This is a genomic window from Paenibacillus sp. FSL R7-0333 (assembly GCF_038000365.1).
GTDB classification, from domain to species: Bacteria; Bacillota; Bacilli; order Paenibacillales; family Paenibacillaceae; genus Paenibacillus_AQ; species Paenibacillus_AQ silagei.
This window is the reverse complement of record NZ_JBBOBZ010000001.1, coordinates 7,151,741-7,166,877: the sequence shown is the minus strand read 5'-3', so window position 1 is coordinate 7,166,877 and position 15,137 is coordinate 7,151,741. Positions and strand designations below refer to the sequence as shown.

Annotated in this window: 14 protein-coding genes; 7 read left to right on the top strand and 7 right to left on the bottom strand. The window is 55.1% G+C overall.

All coding sequences use genetic code 11. From position 1 onward, the window contains the following. Positions 1–23: 23 nt before the first annotated feature. From MKY86_RS30740 to MKY86_RS30725, 4 genes are all read right to left on the bottom strand, one after another. A complete protein-coding gene (locus MKY86_RS30740) occupies positions 24–782 on the bottom strand; it encodes a lantibiotic immunity ABC transporter MutG family permease subunit (protein ID WP_076080735.1) in 759 nt (252 codons plus the stop codon). A gap of 1 nt (position 783) precedes the next feature. After that, complete coding sequence (locus MKY86_RS30735) at positions 784–1,512, bottom strand: lantibiotic immunity ABC transporter MutE/EpiE family permease subunit (protein ID WP_076080737.1); 729 nt, start codon at positions 1,510–1,512, stop codon at positions 784–786. Continuing rightward, on the bottom strand, positions 1,505–2,221 hold the full coding sequence (locus MKY86_RS30730; protein WP_036722872.1) for a lantibiotic protection ABC transporter ATP-binding protein: 717 nt from the start codon (positions 2,219–2,221) through the stop codon (positions 1,505–1,507). The genes MKY86_RS30735 and MKY86_RS30730 overlap by 8 nt, the downstream gene beginning before the upstream one ends. 132 nt (positions 2,222–2,353) lie before the next feature. Next, positions 2,354–2,611 (bottom strand): GlsB/YeaQ/YmgE family stress response membrane protein, encoded by a 258-nt coding sequence (locus MKY86_RS30725; RefSeq protein WP_036722871.1) that lies wholly within the window; start codon positions 2,609–2,611, stop codon positions 2,354–2,356. Between the two features lie 167 nt (positions 2,612–2,778). On the opposite strand from MKY86_RS30725, the gene MKY86_RS30720 reads away from it, so the two are divergent. The 3 genes from MKY86_RS30720 to MKY86_RS30710 all read left to right on the top strand — a co-directional run bounded on the left by MKY86_RS30720 (position 2,779) and on the right by MKY86_RS30710 (position 5,729). After that, positions 2,779–3,477, top strand: coding sequence for a response regulator transcription factor (locus MKY86_RS30720; protein WP_076080739.1), 699 nt, complete (start codon positions 2,779–2,781; stop codon positions 3,475–3,477). A gap of 23 nt (positions 3,478–3,500) precedes the next feature. Then, entirely contained in the window at positions 3,501–4,874 is a 1,374-nt protein-coding gene (locus MKY86_RS30715) for a sensor histidine kinase (protein WP_340827694.1), read from the top strand. Positions 4,875–4,985: 111 nt separating this feature from the next. Beyond that, positions 4,986–5,729 carry a hypothetical protein gene (locus MKY86_RS30710; protein ID WP_076080741.1) on the top strand — a complete coding sequence of 248 codons (744 nt, stop codon included), beginning with the start codon at positions 4,986–4,988 and terminating at the stop codon, positions 5,727–5,729. A 117-nt stretch (positions 5,730–5,846) separates the two neighbouring features. On the opposite strand, the gene MKY86_RS30705 is transcribed toward MKY86_RS30710, so the two are convergent. Next, on the bottom strand, positions 5,847–6,947 hold the full coding sequence (locus tag MKY86_RS30705; RefSeq protein ID WP_076080807.1) for a GntR family transcriptional regulator: 1,101 nt from the start codon (positions 6,945–6,947) through the stop codon (positions 5,847–5,849). Between the two features lie 281 nt (positions 6,948–7,228). On the opposite strand from MKY86_RS30705, the gene MKY86_RS30700 reads away from it, so the two are divergent. The 4 genes from MKY86_RS30700 to MKY86_RS30685 all read left to right on the top strand — a co-directional run bounded on the left by MKY86_RS30700 (position 7,229) and on the right by MKY86_RS30685 (position 11,522). Continuing rightward, positions 7,229–8,842: a xylulokinase gene (locus MKY86_RS30700; protein ID WP_076080743.1), complete on the top strand. Its 1,614-nt coding sequence runs from the start codon at positions 7,229–7,231 to the stop codon at positions 8,840–8,842. Between the two features lie 3 nt (positions 8,843–8,845). Continuing rightward, positions 8,846–9,541, top strand: a complete 696-nt coding sequence (locus MKY86_RS30695; RefSeq protein ID WP_036722865.1) for an L-ribulose-5-phosphate 4-epimerase — start codon at positions 8,846–8,848, stop codon at positions 9,539–9,541. Between the two features lie 39 nt (positions 9,542–9,580). Continuing rightward, positions 9,581–11,005, top strand: coding sequence for an L-arabinose isomerase (araA, locus tag MKY86_RS30690; RefSeq protein WP_076080745.1), 1,425 nt, complete (start codon positions 9,581–9,583; stop codon positions 11,003–11,005). Between the two features lie 139 nt (positions 11,006–11,144). Then, positions 11,145–11,522 (top strand): hypothetical protein, encoded by a 378-nt coding sequence (locus MKY86_RS30685; RefSeq protein WP_340827692.1) that lies wholly within the window; start codon positions 11,145–11,147, stop codon positions 11,520–11,522. 65 nt (positions 11,523–11,587) lie between these two features. Here MKY86_RS30685 and MKY86_RS30680 read toward each other — a convergent pair whose 3' ends face one another. Continuing rightward, complete coding sequence (locus MKY86_RS30680) at positions 11,588–13,213, bottom strand: response regulator (RefSeq protein ID WP_076080749.1); 1,626 nt, start codon at positions 13,211–13,213, stop codon at positions 11,588–11,590. 6 nt (positions 13,214–13,219) lie between these two features. Further along, positions 13,220–14,956, bottom strand: coding sequence for a sensor histidine kinase (locus tag MKY86_RS30675; RefSeq protein WP_340827691.1), 1,737 nt, complete (start codon positions 14,954–14,956; stop codon positions 13,220–13,222). Between the last annotated feature and the right edge of the window lie 181 nt (positions 14,957–15,137).

Below are 15,137 nucleotides of genomic sequence, written 5' to 3'. Positions count from 1 at the left end.
TCCTTCATTTGCAGATTAGGAGGCTAGTTATCAGTAGAGCGGCCCTCCCATTTGTTGAACCATAACATACTGAGGAGGCCAGCGGCTATTGTTGCTCCTGTACAGATGGATATGCCGGTGGCCAGTCCCGTTTCAGCCCGGGGCAGCCGGAGTCCCGAATGCTGAATCTCCAGCAGGGAGAGGAAACGTCCGCCCCAGGCGAAGGGGATATACGGCCACAGGATATCGCCAAGACCAGTCAGCATCAGGGCGGCGAGCAGGCTCCCCGTGATTCCTATGCCGATGGAGACGCCCCGGCCGAACCGCAGGCTGACAGCGAAGTGAATCAGATAGAGCAGGATGTTGCTTGCGAACAGGATCACGGCCCCGGTCAGATAAAAGAGTATGCCGTGCCGGTCCTGCCCCAGCATTCCGGCAAAGCCCAGGCTGAACAGGACAAAGATCAGCAGGACAGCCCCCAGGCTGGAGCCCAGCAGGAGCAGCAGCTTGCTTGCATAGGTTGTGCTTCTTGCCGCAGGCAAGGCCAGCATTCCCTGGAATCCTCCGGCGGCAGCCTCCTGCTCCGCTGCCATCGCACAGAGCAGCCCGATGAGGGTAGGAAACGCACAGGCGACCGCCTGCATGAACGCCATCACCTTAACCCCTTCGCTGGCAGAGGAAATGGAGTAGTAAGCCATGAATAGGGCAGCCCCGATCAGCGGAGTCAGCAGATGGGTCAGGAGAAACGGGGTGCGCCGCATTTTGAGCAGATCGGCCCTGAGCAGACCCGGCAGTGTATTCATGCTACTTCGCCTCCTGTCTACGGAACCATAAGGTGGTCAGCAGGAACAGGAGGGCGAACCATCCGAGGGAGACCAGCGTACCGGGAAGAATCATATCTGTGCTGCGCAGCGGGCTGTCCGCCGGGACCGGCAGGCCGTTCGGCAGGATGGACAGCACCGGACACATGAGCCTTGCGGTAATTGTATAAGGAATGTAATCCCATAAGCCGCCCTTGTCGAATTGAACTACACCTAGAATAGTACCGAACAGGTTCAGCAGGATGGCTGCGAATAATCCGAGCCGGGCAGCCAGGAACAGGCACAGCGGAATCTGCCACAGGAAGGTCAGGAAGATCAGTGCGCTGCCCGCCAGGCTGCTCAGCAGCGGAATCGATTGGCCGAACAGCAGGCCCCCGGCGGTCACGCCGGTCAGGAACACAGCTAGAGTAGTGAGCAGCCAACCGGTGCAGGCAAGGATTTTGCTGGTCCAGAGCGTACCCGGTGTAAAGGGCAGGGCCAGCAGGCTGCGGTATTTCAGCTTGGCATCTTTCTGCAGTGCCAGCGAACAGATCAGGCTCAGCGCTCCGGGCAGGAACAGGGTGTACCACCAGTTGTAGGAGCCGCTCTGGAACAGGCTGCCGCCCATGAGCACCGCACACAGCAGAAGCGCAACCGCCGGGGCAAGCCAAGTCAGCTTGGGAATGAAGGTCCGCCGCCATTTCAGGCGTTCGGCCTGTATGACATTAAGCATGAACCGCACCGTCCCTCCGGTGGGCCGCAGCGACCTGCATGAACAACGCCTCCAGGTCCTGGTCCGGGGAGATTGGACCTTGATAGCCCAGTACGCCGCCCGCGATGATGCCAATATGGTCGGCTGTCTGCTCCACCTCGGAGAGCAGGTGGCTGGACAAGATGACGGTGATTCCCTGCTCCGGGAAGGAGCGGATCAGCTCCCGCAGCTCCTGAATCCCGATCGGGTCCAGCCCGTTCGTCGGCTCGTCCAGAATCAGCAGCTCCGGCTGGTTCAGCAGGGCAATCGCGATGCCGAGCCTCTGCTTCATCCCCATGGAGAATTGTCCGGCCCGCTTCTTCCCGGTTGCGGTCAGATCGACAACGGCAAGTACCTCTTCGATACGCGACTGCGGCAGTCCGAGGGCCAGCGTGCGTACCTTCAGATTCTCCCGGGCGGTCAGATTATCGTACAGCGGAGGTGCTTCAATTAATACGCCGATCCGGCTTAAGTCCTTCCGGGTCCATTCCTGGCCCTGGAAGCGGATTGTCCCGGAATCGGGCCGCAGCATGCCGGTAATCATTTTGAGCAGGGTCGATTTGCCTGCACCGTTCGGACCGAGCAGCCCGTAGACCGAATTACGTGCAACAGTTAACGATACGTTGTTTACGGCTGTCTGGCGTTTGAAGCTTTTGCATAGATCCTGTATTTCCAGAATATGTTCCTGCATAGTATATCATCCTTTCTCTCCCTATACTCTAAGGGCAGATTCTAAGGATTCTGTAAGGATGACATGGCAGAGCCCCTGCCTGGTTGAACAGGAGGGGCTCTGTGTTGACTTTGCAGCAGCCGGCAGGAAGGATTAACGACGCCGGAAGGCGCCGCCGCGGGCCAGGGCAAAGAAGATCAATAGCGCAACGATGGAGCCGATAATGGCCGGAACAATGTGGAAGCCACCTACTACAGGGCCTCTTGGACCAAGCAGCTCGGAGCCCAGCCAGGAACCGATGAACCCGGCGATTACATTGCCCAGTACGCCTCCCGGAACATCACGCCCGATTAGATTGCCGCTTAGCCAGCCGATGAGTCCCCCTACGATGATTACCCAGAGCAGATACATTGATTTGTCCCCTTTCTAGTTGGTTTATTCAAGGTATGTTGAGAAGCGGGCAAGGTGAACCATCTGCGAAGGTTTATTTTTGGAAAGCGGTGAAACAGGTGATCTGCGCTGCGGGGAGATTAACGTCCTTTGCCGGTGTTAATATTAAGTATAGGAGGAGGGATCGGATGAACAAAATTCTCGTAATCGACGATGAAGCGGCTCTTAGAGATCTGATCGAGCTTGTGCTCCGCAGAGAGAATTATGAGGTGCGGACAGCGGAGAACGGAAGTGCAGGACTTATGGCCCTGGATGCTTTTCAGCCGGATCTGGTGGTACTGGATCTGATGCTGCCCGATTGCTCCGGCTATGACCTGTGTAAGGAAATCACCAAGCGGCAGGCGGTTCCCGTCATTATGCTGTCGGCCAAGAATGAGATTATCGATAAGGTGCTGGGGCTTGAGCTGGGGGCTGAGGATTACATGACCAAGCCGTTCGATAACCGGGAGTTGCTGGCGCGGATCAAGGTGGTGCTCCGAAGAGCCCAGAACAGCGGCATGCCGACAGATGGTGAAGATACCCGGATCACTCATGAGGAGCTGACCTTCGATCTGGAGACCCGGGTGGTGCAAAAAGGCGGCGTTCCGGTGGCTCTGACAGCCAAGGAATTCCGGATTCTGGAGACCCTGCTGAAGCGCCCGGACAAAATCTATACCCGGGATGAGCTGCTGGAGATCGTCTGGGGCTATGACTTCATGGGCGACAGCCGCAGCGTGGATATGACGATCATGCGCTTAAGAAAGAAGCTGGAGGATGATGCCGAGAATCCGAAATATATCCGCACCGTCTACGGCTTCGGTTATCAGCTGGGAGGTGGCTCCGCCTGAAATACGCGACCCGGCTGGTGCTAATGTATTTGCTGTTCTCGGTGCTGTCCTTTGCCGTTATCATTATTTCGGTGAATAAGGCGATTGACTATTTCAGCTTCGTAACCATTGAGAAGCAAATGATGGAGAAGGCCGATCTGGGCGAGATGTCCTTCCGCGAAGTGCTCTCCAGACACGAACAGGAGGTAGATGCGGGGCAAATGGAGGAGGTGGCGAGAAGCGCGCTGGAGACGTTAAAAGCCTCCGTCAAGGAGGTGCGGATCTACGACAGCAGCCAGAAGCTGCTGGGACTCGCAGTTGACGGAATTGTGATTAATAACAAGACCCCCGTCATTTTTCCCGGGAATATCCAGAACGCCCTTAAGGGCAATTATGCATACACGGTCTCTGAGGATCACCTGCTGTACTTCGCGGTTCCGATCCAAGACAAGTATTATCAGAACAGCTATGTGTACGAGTTCGTGGAGGATGTCTCTTATTTCTATACGATGATGGACCAGATCAGGTATATCCTGTTCGCCGGTGCGGGAGGATTCATTATTCTGATTGCGCTCTCCAGTCTGTTCATCGCCCGCAATACGACGAAGCCGATCAAATACCTGCTTGGCGCCACAGAGAGCTTCTCCAGGCAGCAGTTCCGGGAGGTTCACCTGAACAGGAAGGATGAGCTGGGCATGCTGGCTGCGGGCCTGAACCGGATGGGTATTCAGCTCAGTGATTATATCCAGTATCAGAAGCAGTTTGTCTCGAACGTATCGCATGAGCTGAAGACGCCGCTTGCTGCTATCAAGGGATTCTCTCAATATTTGTACGAAGGTGAGGACGAGGATGAGGAGCTGCAGCGGATCTACTTCCATCTGGTGAATGAATCGGACCGCCTGACCCGGCTGGTCAATGAGCTGCTCATGCTGTCGCGCTTCGATAAGGCAGGGCAGGATGGCATCGATGCTGAGAAGACGGACCTGGCGCAGCTGGCTGCGGGGGTAGCCGCTGGATTGAGGACCAAGGCTGACAGTAAGGGGATAGAGCTTACGATCCGGCAGGGGCCGCCGGCCTTCGTCAATGTCAATCAGGTGCTGATGTCCCATGCCATCGCGAATGTGCTGGACAACGCGATTAAATACTCCGGTCCCCGTACCCGGGTAAGTATTGAAACTTCGGTCCGTGAGCAGGAAGCCATTGTACAGATCAGCGATCAGGGGATTGGAATCAGTGCGGATGAACTTACCCGTGTACAGGAACGGTTCTACCGGGCAAGGAATGCCAGCGCGGCAGGCGGAACGGGGCTGGGGTTATCCATCTGTAAGGAGATCGCCGAGAAGTTCGGCGGGCACCTGGATATAGAGAGCCAGCTCGGCGCGGGAACCACCGTCTCCATCCATCTGCCGCTTAGTTGACGTTACAAGAATGATACAACTCTGTTATTACACTAATAAATGCTTTTCGTATACTAACCTCATACCAAACAAACAACGCGTTCATCGCGTACATCCATGGAGGGATTACTTATGGGAACATTTAAAAAACCGGCAGCGCTGCTGCTGCCCGCAGTATTATTAATGACACTTCTGGCCGGATGCCAGTCCGATTCGGCCGCTCCGGCGGCCACCCCTTCGGCAGAACCTACAGCTGAAGCGGTGGCCACGGCGGCACCGGAGGCTTCGGCTACCCCGGCTGCTGAGCCTGCGGCGACTGAAGCTGCTACGGCCGAGACAACCCCTGCGGCTTCAGCGGGCAGCTCAGAGGCGATCAAGGAGGGAACCATCGAGAAGGAAGGGAATGTGATTCTGAAGGAGCTGGCTTTTGTCTATAAGGACCAGACCATTGCCCTCTCCGACATTGTGGATGATGCTAAGCTGGAGAGTATGCTGGGCAAGGCAACGGCGAAGAAATCGCACACTTATTCCTTGGATGACGGTAAGAACATGGATACCCTGATCGGCAGAACAGAGAATACGTATACCTTCCCGGGCCTTGAGATTAAGACCATTGATTCGGGTGACGGCAAGCAGTTCTACATCTTCAGCATGAAGATCACCGATCCGAAGTACACTACGGTCCGTAATATCAAGGTCGGAGACAGCCTGGATACGCTCAAAAAAGCCTATCCCGAAGGCAAGCTGACCGGAGACGGTGCACCTGAGGAAGAGGATGACTTCCGGTTTGCCCCAAGCAACTATGTGGATTATATGCTGTTCCACGTCAAGGGCGCTAAGATTGAAAGCATAAGCATCTCTACTCTGCTGGACTAAACATTGAGCCGGTTCAGCGGGATTGAATAAGAACAGCCCTGCCGCTTCACGGCCTGTAACGGTCATGAAGCGGTCAGGGCTGTTTGTCTTTTGTCTGCATATTCCCGGGCGGACTTCCTATTCTACTGGAGCCGGCTCCAGCACCCGCACCGTCTCCCCCTCTACCAGCTCTGGCAGATAGTAGTTGCTGTTCTTCAGGTCTTTTTTACCCTGAAGCTTCTTAATGACCCATTCGGCGGCGTCACGGCCCATTCTCTCCTGCGGGTGGGTCAGCGTCGTCAGCTTGATCCCTGCATTCTTGGCGATATAGGAATTGTCTTGCCCGATAATGGACAGCTCCCCCGGAATCGAAATCCCCAGCTCACGGCACATCTTGACCACTTCCAGGCCCACTTCATCGTTATAGCAGACGATAGCGGTCAGCACCTCTCTGTTATCTGTCAGGAATTGCTCCAGATTGGACGACAGCGCCTGCTTCGATTCGGTATCGAAGGAGAGGACCTGCTCCGGGTGGAAGCGCAGCTTGGCTTCGCCGAGCGCCTTGATGTAGCCCTTCATACGGTATTTGCCCTGAAGATCGTCCATTTTGGCAATAATCCCGATCTGAGTGTGGCCCTTCGAGATCAGCTCCCGGGTCGCCAGATAACTCGACTGTACGTCATCTAGGCAGAAGAACGGCACCTCCAGCTCCTCATAATAAGCGTTGATCATGATGAACGGGACGTCCTGCTCCTTGAATGACAAGTAGTAAGCGATGTTCGGATTGTACAGGTTGCTCTTGGTTGGCTCAATGATCAGCCCGTCTACCCCGTAGGACAGCATCATCTCCAGCGCTTTCTTCTCCTGGGCGACATCGTTATTGGTGCTGGCGAGCAGCAGCGAATAGTTGTCTTCATTCAGCCTGCCTTCAATGCCCCGGATAATGGACGGGAAAATATAATCGGAGAGGTAGGTAGTTATTACACCGATTGTCCGTTTGCCTGCGCTGTTCCCGGATTTGGACCGGAACTGGTGGCTGACATAGGTGCCCGAGCCCTTTTCGCTGCGCAGGAACCCCTCGTTGGACAGCTCCAGAATGGCCTTCCGCACGGTCTGGCGGCTGACGCCGTACATCTCCTGCAGCGCAGATTCCGTAGGGATTTGTTCGCCCACACTGTAGGTGCCGGACAGGATATTGCTTTTGAGTTCATCGAAGATGATCTGGTACTTGGTTCTCACACGGGTCACTTCTTTCATAGTTGTTCTTATATAAAACAAGAAATATTCTGTAGTTGTACGTACATATTATAGCTTGAATATAAGCTTATTATCCTCCGGTGTCTACTGTATATAATGTTTTTCGTAAAATACGGGTGATTTTCCGGTAAATTTGTAGGTATATCTTATATCTATTATTGACAAATGTACGAACAAAAAATATACTAAACCTGTTCATAAAGGAAGCGCATTCTTTAGATTGGTAAGTCACACAGTTTGGTTCAGAGAGGAGTAACGTGGGCATGGATCAGAACATCAAGCAAGCGATACTTAAGGGAGAGACATCACTGGGTATCGAATTTGGGTCCACACGTATCAAGGCCGTCCTGATTGATCAGGGATTCGAGACGGTTGCATCCGGAAGCTACGAGTGGGAGAACCTGCTGGAAGGCGGGTACTGGACGTATCCCCTCACCGATATCATCAAGGGGCTGCAAGCGGCTTACCGTGAGATGAAGCAGGAGGTTGCACAGAAATACGGAGTAACGGTTACTACTGTCGGCTCGATCGGATTCTCAGCAATGATGCACGGATATATGGTCTTTGACAGCGCGGGGGAGCTGTTGGTTCCGTTCCGGACCTGGCGTAATGCTACAACCGGTGCGGCGGCCAAGGAATTAACAGAGCTGTTCCAGTTCAATATTCCGGAGCGCTGGACCATTGCCCACCTGTATCAGGCGATTCTGAACGGGGAAGAGCATGTTCCGCAGGCGACGTTCGTAACGACGCTGGGCGGATACATTCATTGGCTGCTGACCGGCAGCAAGGCGATCGGGATTGGCGATGCCTCCGGGGTCTTCCCTATAGATGAAGCTTCACAGGATTACCACCCGGCCATGGTCAGCCAGTTCGATGAGCTGATTGCCGCTAAGAATTACCCTTGGAAGCTGAGTGATCTTCTGCCCAAGGTCTACGCTGCAGGCGAGCAGGCAGGGGCGTTAACGGAAGCCGGAGCGAGACTGCTGGATGAGTCCGGGGACCTGCTGGCAGGCATTCCGCTCTGTCCTCCAGAGGGCGATGCCGGAACAGGAATGGTCGCTACGAACAGTGTGCGCAAACGGACCGGTAATATCTCTGTAGGCACCTCCGTGTTCGCCATGATCGTGCTGGAGAAGGACCTTACAGCGGTATACCCTGAGATCGACATGGTGACTACCCCGGATGGCAGTCCGGTTGGGATGGTGCATGCCAACAACTGCTCCAGCGATATCAATGCCTGGGTCGGCTTGTTCAGGGAATTCTCAGAGGCGATGGGCTTCAAGGCTGATCCGGCGAAGTTATTCAGTGTTCTGTTCAACAAAGCGCTGGAGGCAGACGCCGATGGCGGCGGGCTGCTCAGCTACGGCTATTTCTCGGGTGAGAACATCACCGGGATGGAGAAGGGACGGCCGCTGTTTGTCCGCTCGCCGGAGAGCCGGTTCACGCTGGGCAACTTTATGCGGACGCATCTGTTCTCCGCTTTTGGCGCGCTGAAGATTGGGATGGATATTCTGACCTTGAAGGAGCAGGTGTCCATCGACAGCATTCTGGCGCACGGCGGCTTGTTCAAGACGCCTGTTGTCGGACAGAGAATCGTGGCTGCTGCGATGAATGTTCCGGTCTCTGTGATGGCAACAGCCGGAGAAGGCGGCGCGTGGGGCATGGCGATTCTGGCTTCTTATATGAAGAACGGAGCGCAGCAGGAGCGTCTGGATGATTTCCTCGACCAGAAGGTCTTTAAGGATATCGAAGGCGAGACCATTCATCCGGTTGCGGCGGATGTAAAGGGCTTTGAATTGTTCATGGAACGCTACACGGCGGGTCTGGCGATTGAGCAGGCCGCTGTAGATCATCTCGTAGAGAACGGGGGGCATTAACACATGCTGGAGCAACTGAAGGAAGAGGTGTACGAGGCCAATCTGGAGCTGCCTAAGCACGGGCTGGTCAAATACACCTGGGGCAATGTGAGCGCGGTGGACCGGGCGAGCAGTCTGTTCGTTATCAAGCCGAGCGGAGTCAGCTATGACAAGATGAAGCCGAGCGATATGGTCGTTGTGGACTTCGATGGCAATGTGGTGGAAGGAGAGATGCGGCCTTCTTCGGATACAGCCACTCATGCTGTACTCTACAAGCATTACGCCGAGATCGGTGGCATCGTGCATACGCATTCCACGTGGGCAACCATCTGGGCTCAGGCCGGACTGGATGTTCCGGTTATGGGGACGACACATGCAGACACCTTCTATGGTTCTGTACCATGCACCCGGTTCCTGACACAGGAAGAGATTGACCGCGGTTATGAAGCAGAGACCGGGCATGTGATCATTGAGACTTTTGAACAGCGGGGGCTGGATGTGATGGCGATTCCCGGCGTTCTGCTGAAGGGCCACGCGCCGTTCACGTGGGGCAAGGATGCCCACGCCGCTGTAATGAACAGTGTGGTGCTGGAGGAAGTGTCCAAGATGAACCACTTCGCCCGCCAGTTGAATACGTTCGCCGAGGAGCTGCCGCAGCGGATTCTGGACAAGCATTATCTGCGCAAGCACGGCAAGGATGCGTATTACGGACAGAAGTAACTGACTTTTACCAATATAATAGAGAAGAGGATGAATGATATGTCAACAGTAAGCGACAAGCAATTCTGGTTCGTCGTAGGATCGCAGCACCTGTATGGAGATGAAGCGCTGGGTGAGGTGAAGGCACATGCCCAGGAAATGACCGATGCGCTCAACAACAGCGGGGTGCTTCCTTATCCGCTGGTATTGCAAGATCTGGCCGTTAGCGCAGACAAAATCACCTCCATCATGAAAGAAGTAAACTACCGTGACGAGGTTGGCGGTGTTATTACCTGGATGCACACCTTCTCCCCGGCCAAAATGTGGATTCGCGGCACGAAGCTGCTGCAGAAGCCGCTGCTTCACCTGGCTACCCAGTACAATGAGAGCATCCCTTGGGCAACGATTGACATGGACTTCATGAACCTGAACCAGGCTGCCCATGGCGACCGTGAGTATGGCTTCATCAATGCCCGCCTGAAGAAGCAGAATAAGGTCGTTGTAGGATACTGGGAACGCCCGGAAGTCCAGAAGCAAATTGCCGAGTGGATGGATGTTGCCGTAGCGTATAACGAAGGCTTCAATATCAAGGTTGCCCGTTTCGGCGACAACATGCGCAACGTCGGCGTGACCGAAGGCGACAAGGTAGAAGCCCAGATCCAGTTCGGCTGGACCGTAGACTACTTCGGCATCGGCGATCTGGTCGCTTATGTGAATGAAGTGAAGCAGGAAGAGATCGATGCCCTGTTCGCAGAATATACTAAGCTGTATGCCGTTGATTACGGCACGTACAGCAAGGAAGATTGGGAAGCCAGCGTGAAGGTGCAGGCGAGCTACGAGATTGCCCTTAAGCGCTTCCTGAATGCAGGCGGCTACAATGCCTTCACCTCCAACTTCGAGGACCTGCACGGCATGAAGCAGCTTCCGGGTCTGGCTGTTCAGCGCCTGATGGCCCAAGGCTACGGCTTCGCCGGTGAAGGGGACTGGAAGACTGCGGCTCTGGACCGCCTGATGAAGGTGATGAGCCACAACCTGAACACCGGGTTCATGGAGGATTACACTTACGAAATGGCTGCTGGACAGGAAGCGATTCTCCAGTCCCACATGCTGGAGGTTGATCCGAGCCTGGCCAGCAACCAGCCGAAGATCATTGTCTCCCCGCTTGGGATTGGCGACCGTGAAGATCCGGCCCGCCTCGTCTTCGACGGCAAGGCAGGCGAAGGCGTCGTAGTATCGATGGCCGACTTCGGCACTCATTACAAGCTGCTGATCAACGAAGTTACCGCCTTCGAACCTACCGTTCCGGCTCCGAATCTGCCGGTAGCCCGTGTACTGTGGCAGGTGAAGCCGAACTTCCAGGACGGAGTAAGAGCCTGGATCGAGAACGGCGGCGGACACCACACGGTCGTATCGCTCAACCTGACTACCGACCAAATCGTTACCTACGCCAAGCTGGTGGGTCTGGAATACGTGATTATTAAGTAATTGAGTTACTTTAAAGTGAACAGCATGTAGATGTTAAAAAGAGCGAGGAGGCATATAGCCCTCTCGCTCTTTTTGTTTGGCAGATATGGTGGGCGCGGCGGCGGTATGCCAAAGACATCTGCCTGCCCCGCCGGGAAGGATGGGGGCGCGCGGACCAAATGTAATCGAAAAACCGACTACAATGCGGCGGATGGGCGCGCGCGGACCAAATGTAATCGAAAAACCGACTACAATGCGGCGGATAGGCGCGCGCGGACCAAATGTAATCGAAAAACCGATTACAATGCGGCGGATGGGGGCGCGTGGACCAAATGTAATCGAAAAACCAACTACAATGCGGCGGATGGGCGCGCGCGGACCAAATGTAATCGAAAAACCGATTACAATGCGGCGGATGGGGGCGCGCGGACCAAATGTAATCGAAAAACCGATTACAATGCAGCGGATGGGGGCGCGCGGACCAAATGTAATCGAAAAACCGACTACAATGCAATTGCGCGGCGATTCACGGGCCTAATGTCCCCGCCCGGCGGTTCGTATGCCTAGTGCCCCTGGTGTCCCTAACGTCCCCGCCCGCCCCGCTCACTTCTTATTCCGCGCACGGTACTGCTGCGGTGTGGCGCCGACGATCCGCTTGAACAGGTTGGAAAAGCTGCCGAGGCTGGTGTATCCGACCTGCTCGGCGATATCGGTGATCTTCAGCTCTGTCTCCTCCAGCAGCTGCTTGGCCTTCTGCAGCCGTTCCTGAATGATCACATCGGAGATTGACAGCCCGGTCTCCTTCTTGAACAGCCGGGACAAATAGGCCGGGTTCAGGTAGACATAGGCCGCGAGTTCGTCGCGGGTGATCTCCTCGCTTAGACGCGAGCGGATATACTGCCTAATCTTGGACACCGTGGCCGAGGATACGTTATTGCTGGTCTGCAATAAGTGCATTACGGCTCGCAGGCATTCCATCGCCCAGCTCTGGAGCGAAGCGGACTGCTTCGGATAATTTTCCTTATCCATCAAGGGCTTCAGCTCCGCTGAGGCGTGTGCGGATAAGCCTTTTTTGGCGAGAACGGTGTGTACAATGAACAGGATGCCGTGGATAAGCTGGCGGTGCAGCTCACTGGTCCAGCGGCCGGGCCCGATGCCCGAGAACCACAGCGTCACGCGGCGCTCCAGCTCCTCCAGCTCGCCAAGCTCCAGGAGGGTCGCCCACTCTCCGAAGATATGCATAGGCGCTGCCTGAGGCACCGGCGCAAGCGGCTGATCTCGGCTATATGCCTGATCCTCCGGTCCGAATACCTGACGCGAACGGTTCAGGTTGCGTTGTTCCCGCTCCGTGACATCCGTGTAAGCGCTCATGATTCCAGACAGAGGGACACCCGCGCTGATGTAAATCGACAGGGAGCAATGCAGCAGCCGTCCGCAGGTATCCAGGAAGGTGCGGCCATTCTGCTCCAGCGTATGCCGGACGGCGTTCATATCGCCACGCACGTAGATGACCGCCAGATTATGGCCGACCTGATCCTGCAGCACAGTGCCTTCCAGCCCGCTTAGCAGCAGCTCATGGGCCATGTTGCGCAGTGCATATTCCATAATCGTCTCATCCCGTGCGCTAAGGTTCTCCTTCCACTGCTCCAACCCCAGCAGAGCGAGGAAGTAGCGGTCTCCAGGCTGCAGATCCAGATTGTAGGTGTTCGCCGGAAGGGTGAGCGATTCCAGCACGGGCGCTGCCCGCTGGCTGAGAATATCCTGCCAGAACCGTTCCACCAGCAGGGGGAGCTGATGCTCCCACTGTCTCCGGTACTTCTGGATCAGGGCCTCGAACTGCTGCTGCTCTCTCTGCTTGCTGATCTCGAATAGCGCCTCACGGGAGATTTTCATCAATTCCTCATAGTCTACCGGCTTGAGCAGATAATGGAAGGCACCGTGATAAATCGCGCGCTGGGCATACTCGAAATCGGCATGGCAGGTCAGCATAATTGTCAGCGTACCGGGAGCGGATTGCTTCACCCAGGCCAGCAGCTCCAGGCCGCTTCTGCCCGGCATTTCGATATCGCAGATCAGCAGGTCTACAGGCTGCTGCTCAAGAACGGCAATCGCCTGGTCTACGTTCTCCGCCAGACAGACATCTGACACGCTAAGCGCGCTCCAATCCACCCCCTGCTGGAGGCCGAGCAAGGCGAAGTATTGGTCGTCAACGATTAGAACTCTGTACATTGAACGTCACAGCTCCTTTTGAACGGGTAGTCTGATTTCCACAACCGCGCCTCCGTCTGGAGCATTGTGGAAGGTAAGCCGTGCCCGGTTGTTATAGAACATCAGCATGCGTCTGTATACGTTCCATATTCCCAGATGGCGGTCTGTCGGCTTGCGCTCATATACGCCATGATTGAGCCTGTCGAGCTGAGCCGCGGAGAAGCCCGGCCCGGAATCGCGGATCTGAATGGCAATACAGGAATCGCCGCTCTCTCCGGCTTCTTCACTGACTGTGATGCCGACATTGAAGGGCTTCGAATTGTTAATGAAGCCATGCTTGATGGCATTCTCGACGAAGGGCTGGATCAGCAGCGGCGGAATCAGAGTAGACTCAAGCTCCTGCGGAAGCAGCACCTCATAAGACAGCTTGTTCGGATACATGACCATTTGGATCTCAATATAGTTCTGAATATGACCTAGCTCGCCGCGCAGCGGAAGCCAGGCGTCGTTGGTATTCATGATGAACCGGAAGTGGGAGACCAGATGTCCGATCATTTTTTTGATTAGCGCATATTGCTTCAGCTCTACCAGATGAAAGACGATGTTCAAGGAATTCATGAAAAAATGGGGATTGATCTGCGCCTGAAGATGCTTCAGCTCCGCTTGCTGCACCTTCATCTGCTCCTCATACACATCAATCTTGAGATTGCCGATCTGCTCCGCCATCTGGTTGAATTGCATCGTAATGATCTGGAACTCCCTGCTGTTGCCATCCTTCAGCCGGTATTCCAGCTGTCCCTTCCCCAGGATGCGCATCCCGCTGGTCAATTGCTGGATAGGCTTGAACACCAGTCTGCTAAGCAGAGCCAGCAGGATAACCATTACGAGGATAATGACGAAGGGAATCACCTTGATGATCTGCTGGAAGATCGGCAGCTCGTCCAGAATGGATTTCTCGTCGAGCAGGAAAAAGACATTCAGATTGGAATATTGGGATGGCTTGTCAATCAGCAGATACGAATTGCCGTTACTCAGGCGAATCGAGGCATCCGCACGAGGGTTGGGCTGATTAAGCCGGCTGCGGATGAGCGCAAGATCTTCACTGGCGAACTGGCCCCAGAGTAATTTACCGTCATTGTCGATCATGCCGACCTGTCCGCTGCCCCCGGTAGACTCCAGCTGGGTCAGGGGCTGGGCCAGAGAGTCGATGCTGACCAGTACCCCCATGAGAAGCCGGCCGCTCTTGTCCGGCAGCACCTTGAATAACACCGGCTCTCCGCCGAGAGTCACGGTCTCCCACTTCAGGGAGGCCTGGAGATTAGGGGTCTTGAGGTGTGAAGACAGCCCCGAGGCAATCATCTCCTTCTCTTGGTAATACTCTTTCTGGCTGCTCAGGAAGAGTTCATCCCGGTCCTGATGGTAGACGAAGACACTGCGGATAATGGTATAGTAGCTGACATCGCTGTACCACTGGTCCATCAGCTTACGGATGGACAGATAATAATTGACGCTGTCGGGACCGCTGTCGGAATAGAGCTCCAGCAGCATGTTTTCATTGGCCGTACGCAGCAGATAATGGCTGGTCTGCTCCAGCAGCTCATCGAGCGTACCTAAGTGCAGGGTCAACGTGTCCGAAGCGGACTTCGCAACCTTCTCCCGGACAATGTTGGTGGAATAGAGGTTGGTGTAGGAGAGAAAGAGGAACAGCGGCGTGACCAGCAGCAGGACAAGGGCACTCACTTTGAATCGCAATGATAGTTTCACAGTCTTCCCCCTTATCCTTAGGTACATTTACACGCTGAGCGGCAGGAAAGGGGAAGGACGGCAGCCGTCCTTCCCCTTAGCTTAAAATATAAGAATTTGTATGTTCCACACGACAACTTATCCTTATATTTCTCGCTGAAACGGGTGCCGTCCTTATAAGGACGGCATCGTCGTTTCCACT

Coding starts and splice junctions, on each gene's coding strand:
- MKY86_RS30700 (WP_076080743.1), top strand. CDS start 7,229: ATGGATCAGAACATCAAGCAAGCGATACTTAAGGGAGAGACATCACTG.
- MKY86_RS30730 (WP_036722872.1), bottom strand. CDS start 2,221: ATGCAGGAACATATTCTGGAAATACAGGATCTATGCAAAAGCTTCAAA.
- MKY86_RS30715 (WP_340827694.1), top strand. CDS start 3,501: ATGTATTTGCTGTTCTCGGTGCTGTCCTTTGCCGTTATCATTATTTCG.
- araA (WP_076080745.1), top strand. CDS start 9,581: ATGTCAACAGTAAGCGACAAGCAATTCTGGTTCGTCGTAGGATCGCAG.
- MKY86_RS30710 (WP_076080741.1), top strand. CDS start 4,986: ATGGGAACATTTAAAAAACCGGCAGCGCTGCTGCTGCCCGCAGTATTA.
- MKY86_RS30725 (WP_036722871.1), bottom strand. CDS start 2,611: ATGTATCTGCTCTGGGTAATCATCGTAGGGGGACTCATCGGCTGGCTA.
- MKY86_RS30695 (WP_036722865.1), top strand. CDS start 8,846: ATGCTGGAGCAACTGAAGGAAGAGGTGTACGAGGCCAATCTGGAGCTG.
- MKY86_RS30740 (WP_076080735.1), bottom strand. CDS start 782: ATGAATACACTGCCGGGTCTGCTCAGGGCCGATCTGCTCAAAATGCGG.
- MKY86_RS30735 (WP_076080737.1), bottom strand. CDS start 1,512: ATGCTTAATGTCATACAGGCCGAACGCCTGAAATGGCGGCGGACCTTC.
- MKY86_RS30720 (WP_076080739.1), top strand. CDS start 2,779: ATGAACAAAATTCTCGTAATCGACGATGAAGCGGCTCTTAGAGATCTG.
- MKY86_RS30680 (WP_076080749.1), bottom strand. CDS start 13,213: ATGTACAGAGTTCTAATCGTTGACGACCAATACTTCGCCTTGCTCGGC.
- MKY86_RS30685 (WP_340827692.1), top strand. CDS start 11,145: ATGGGGGCGCGCGGACCAAATGTAATCGAAAAACCGACTACAATGCGG.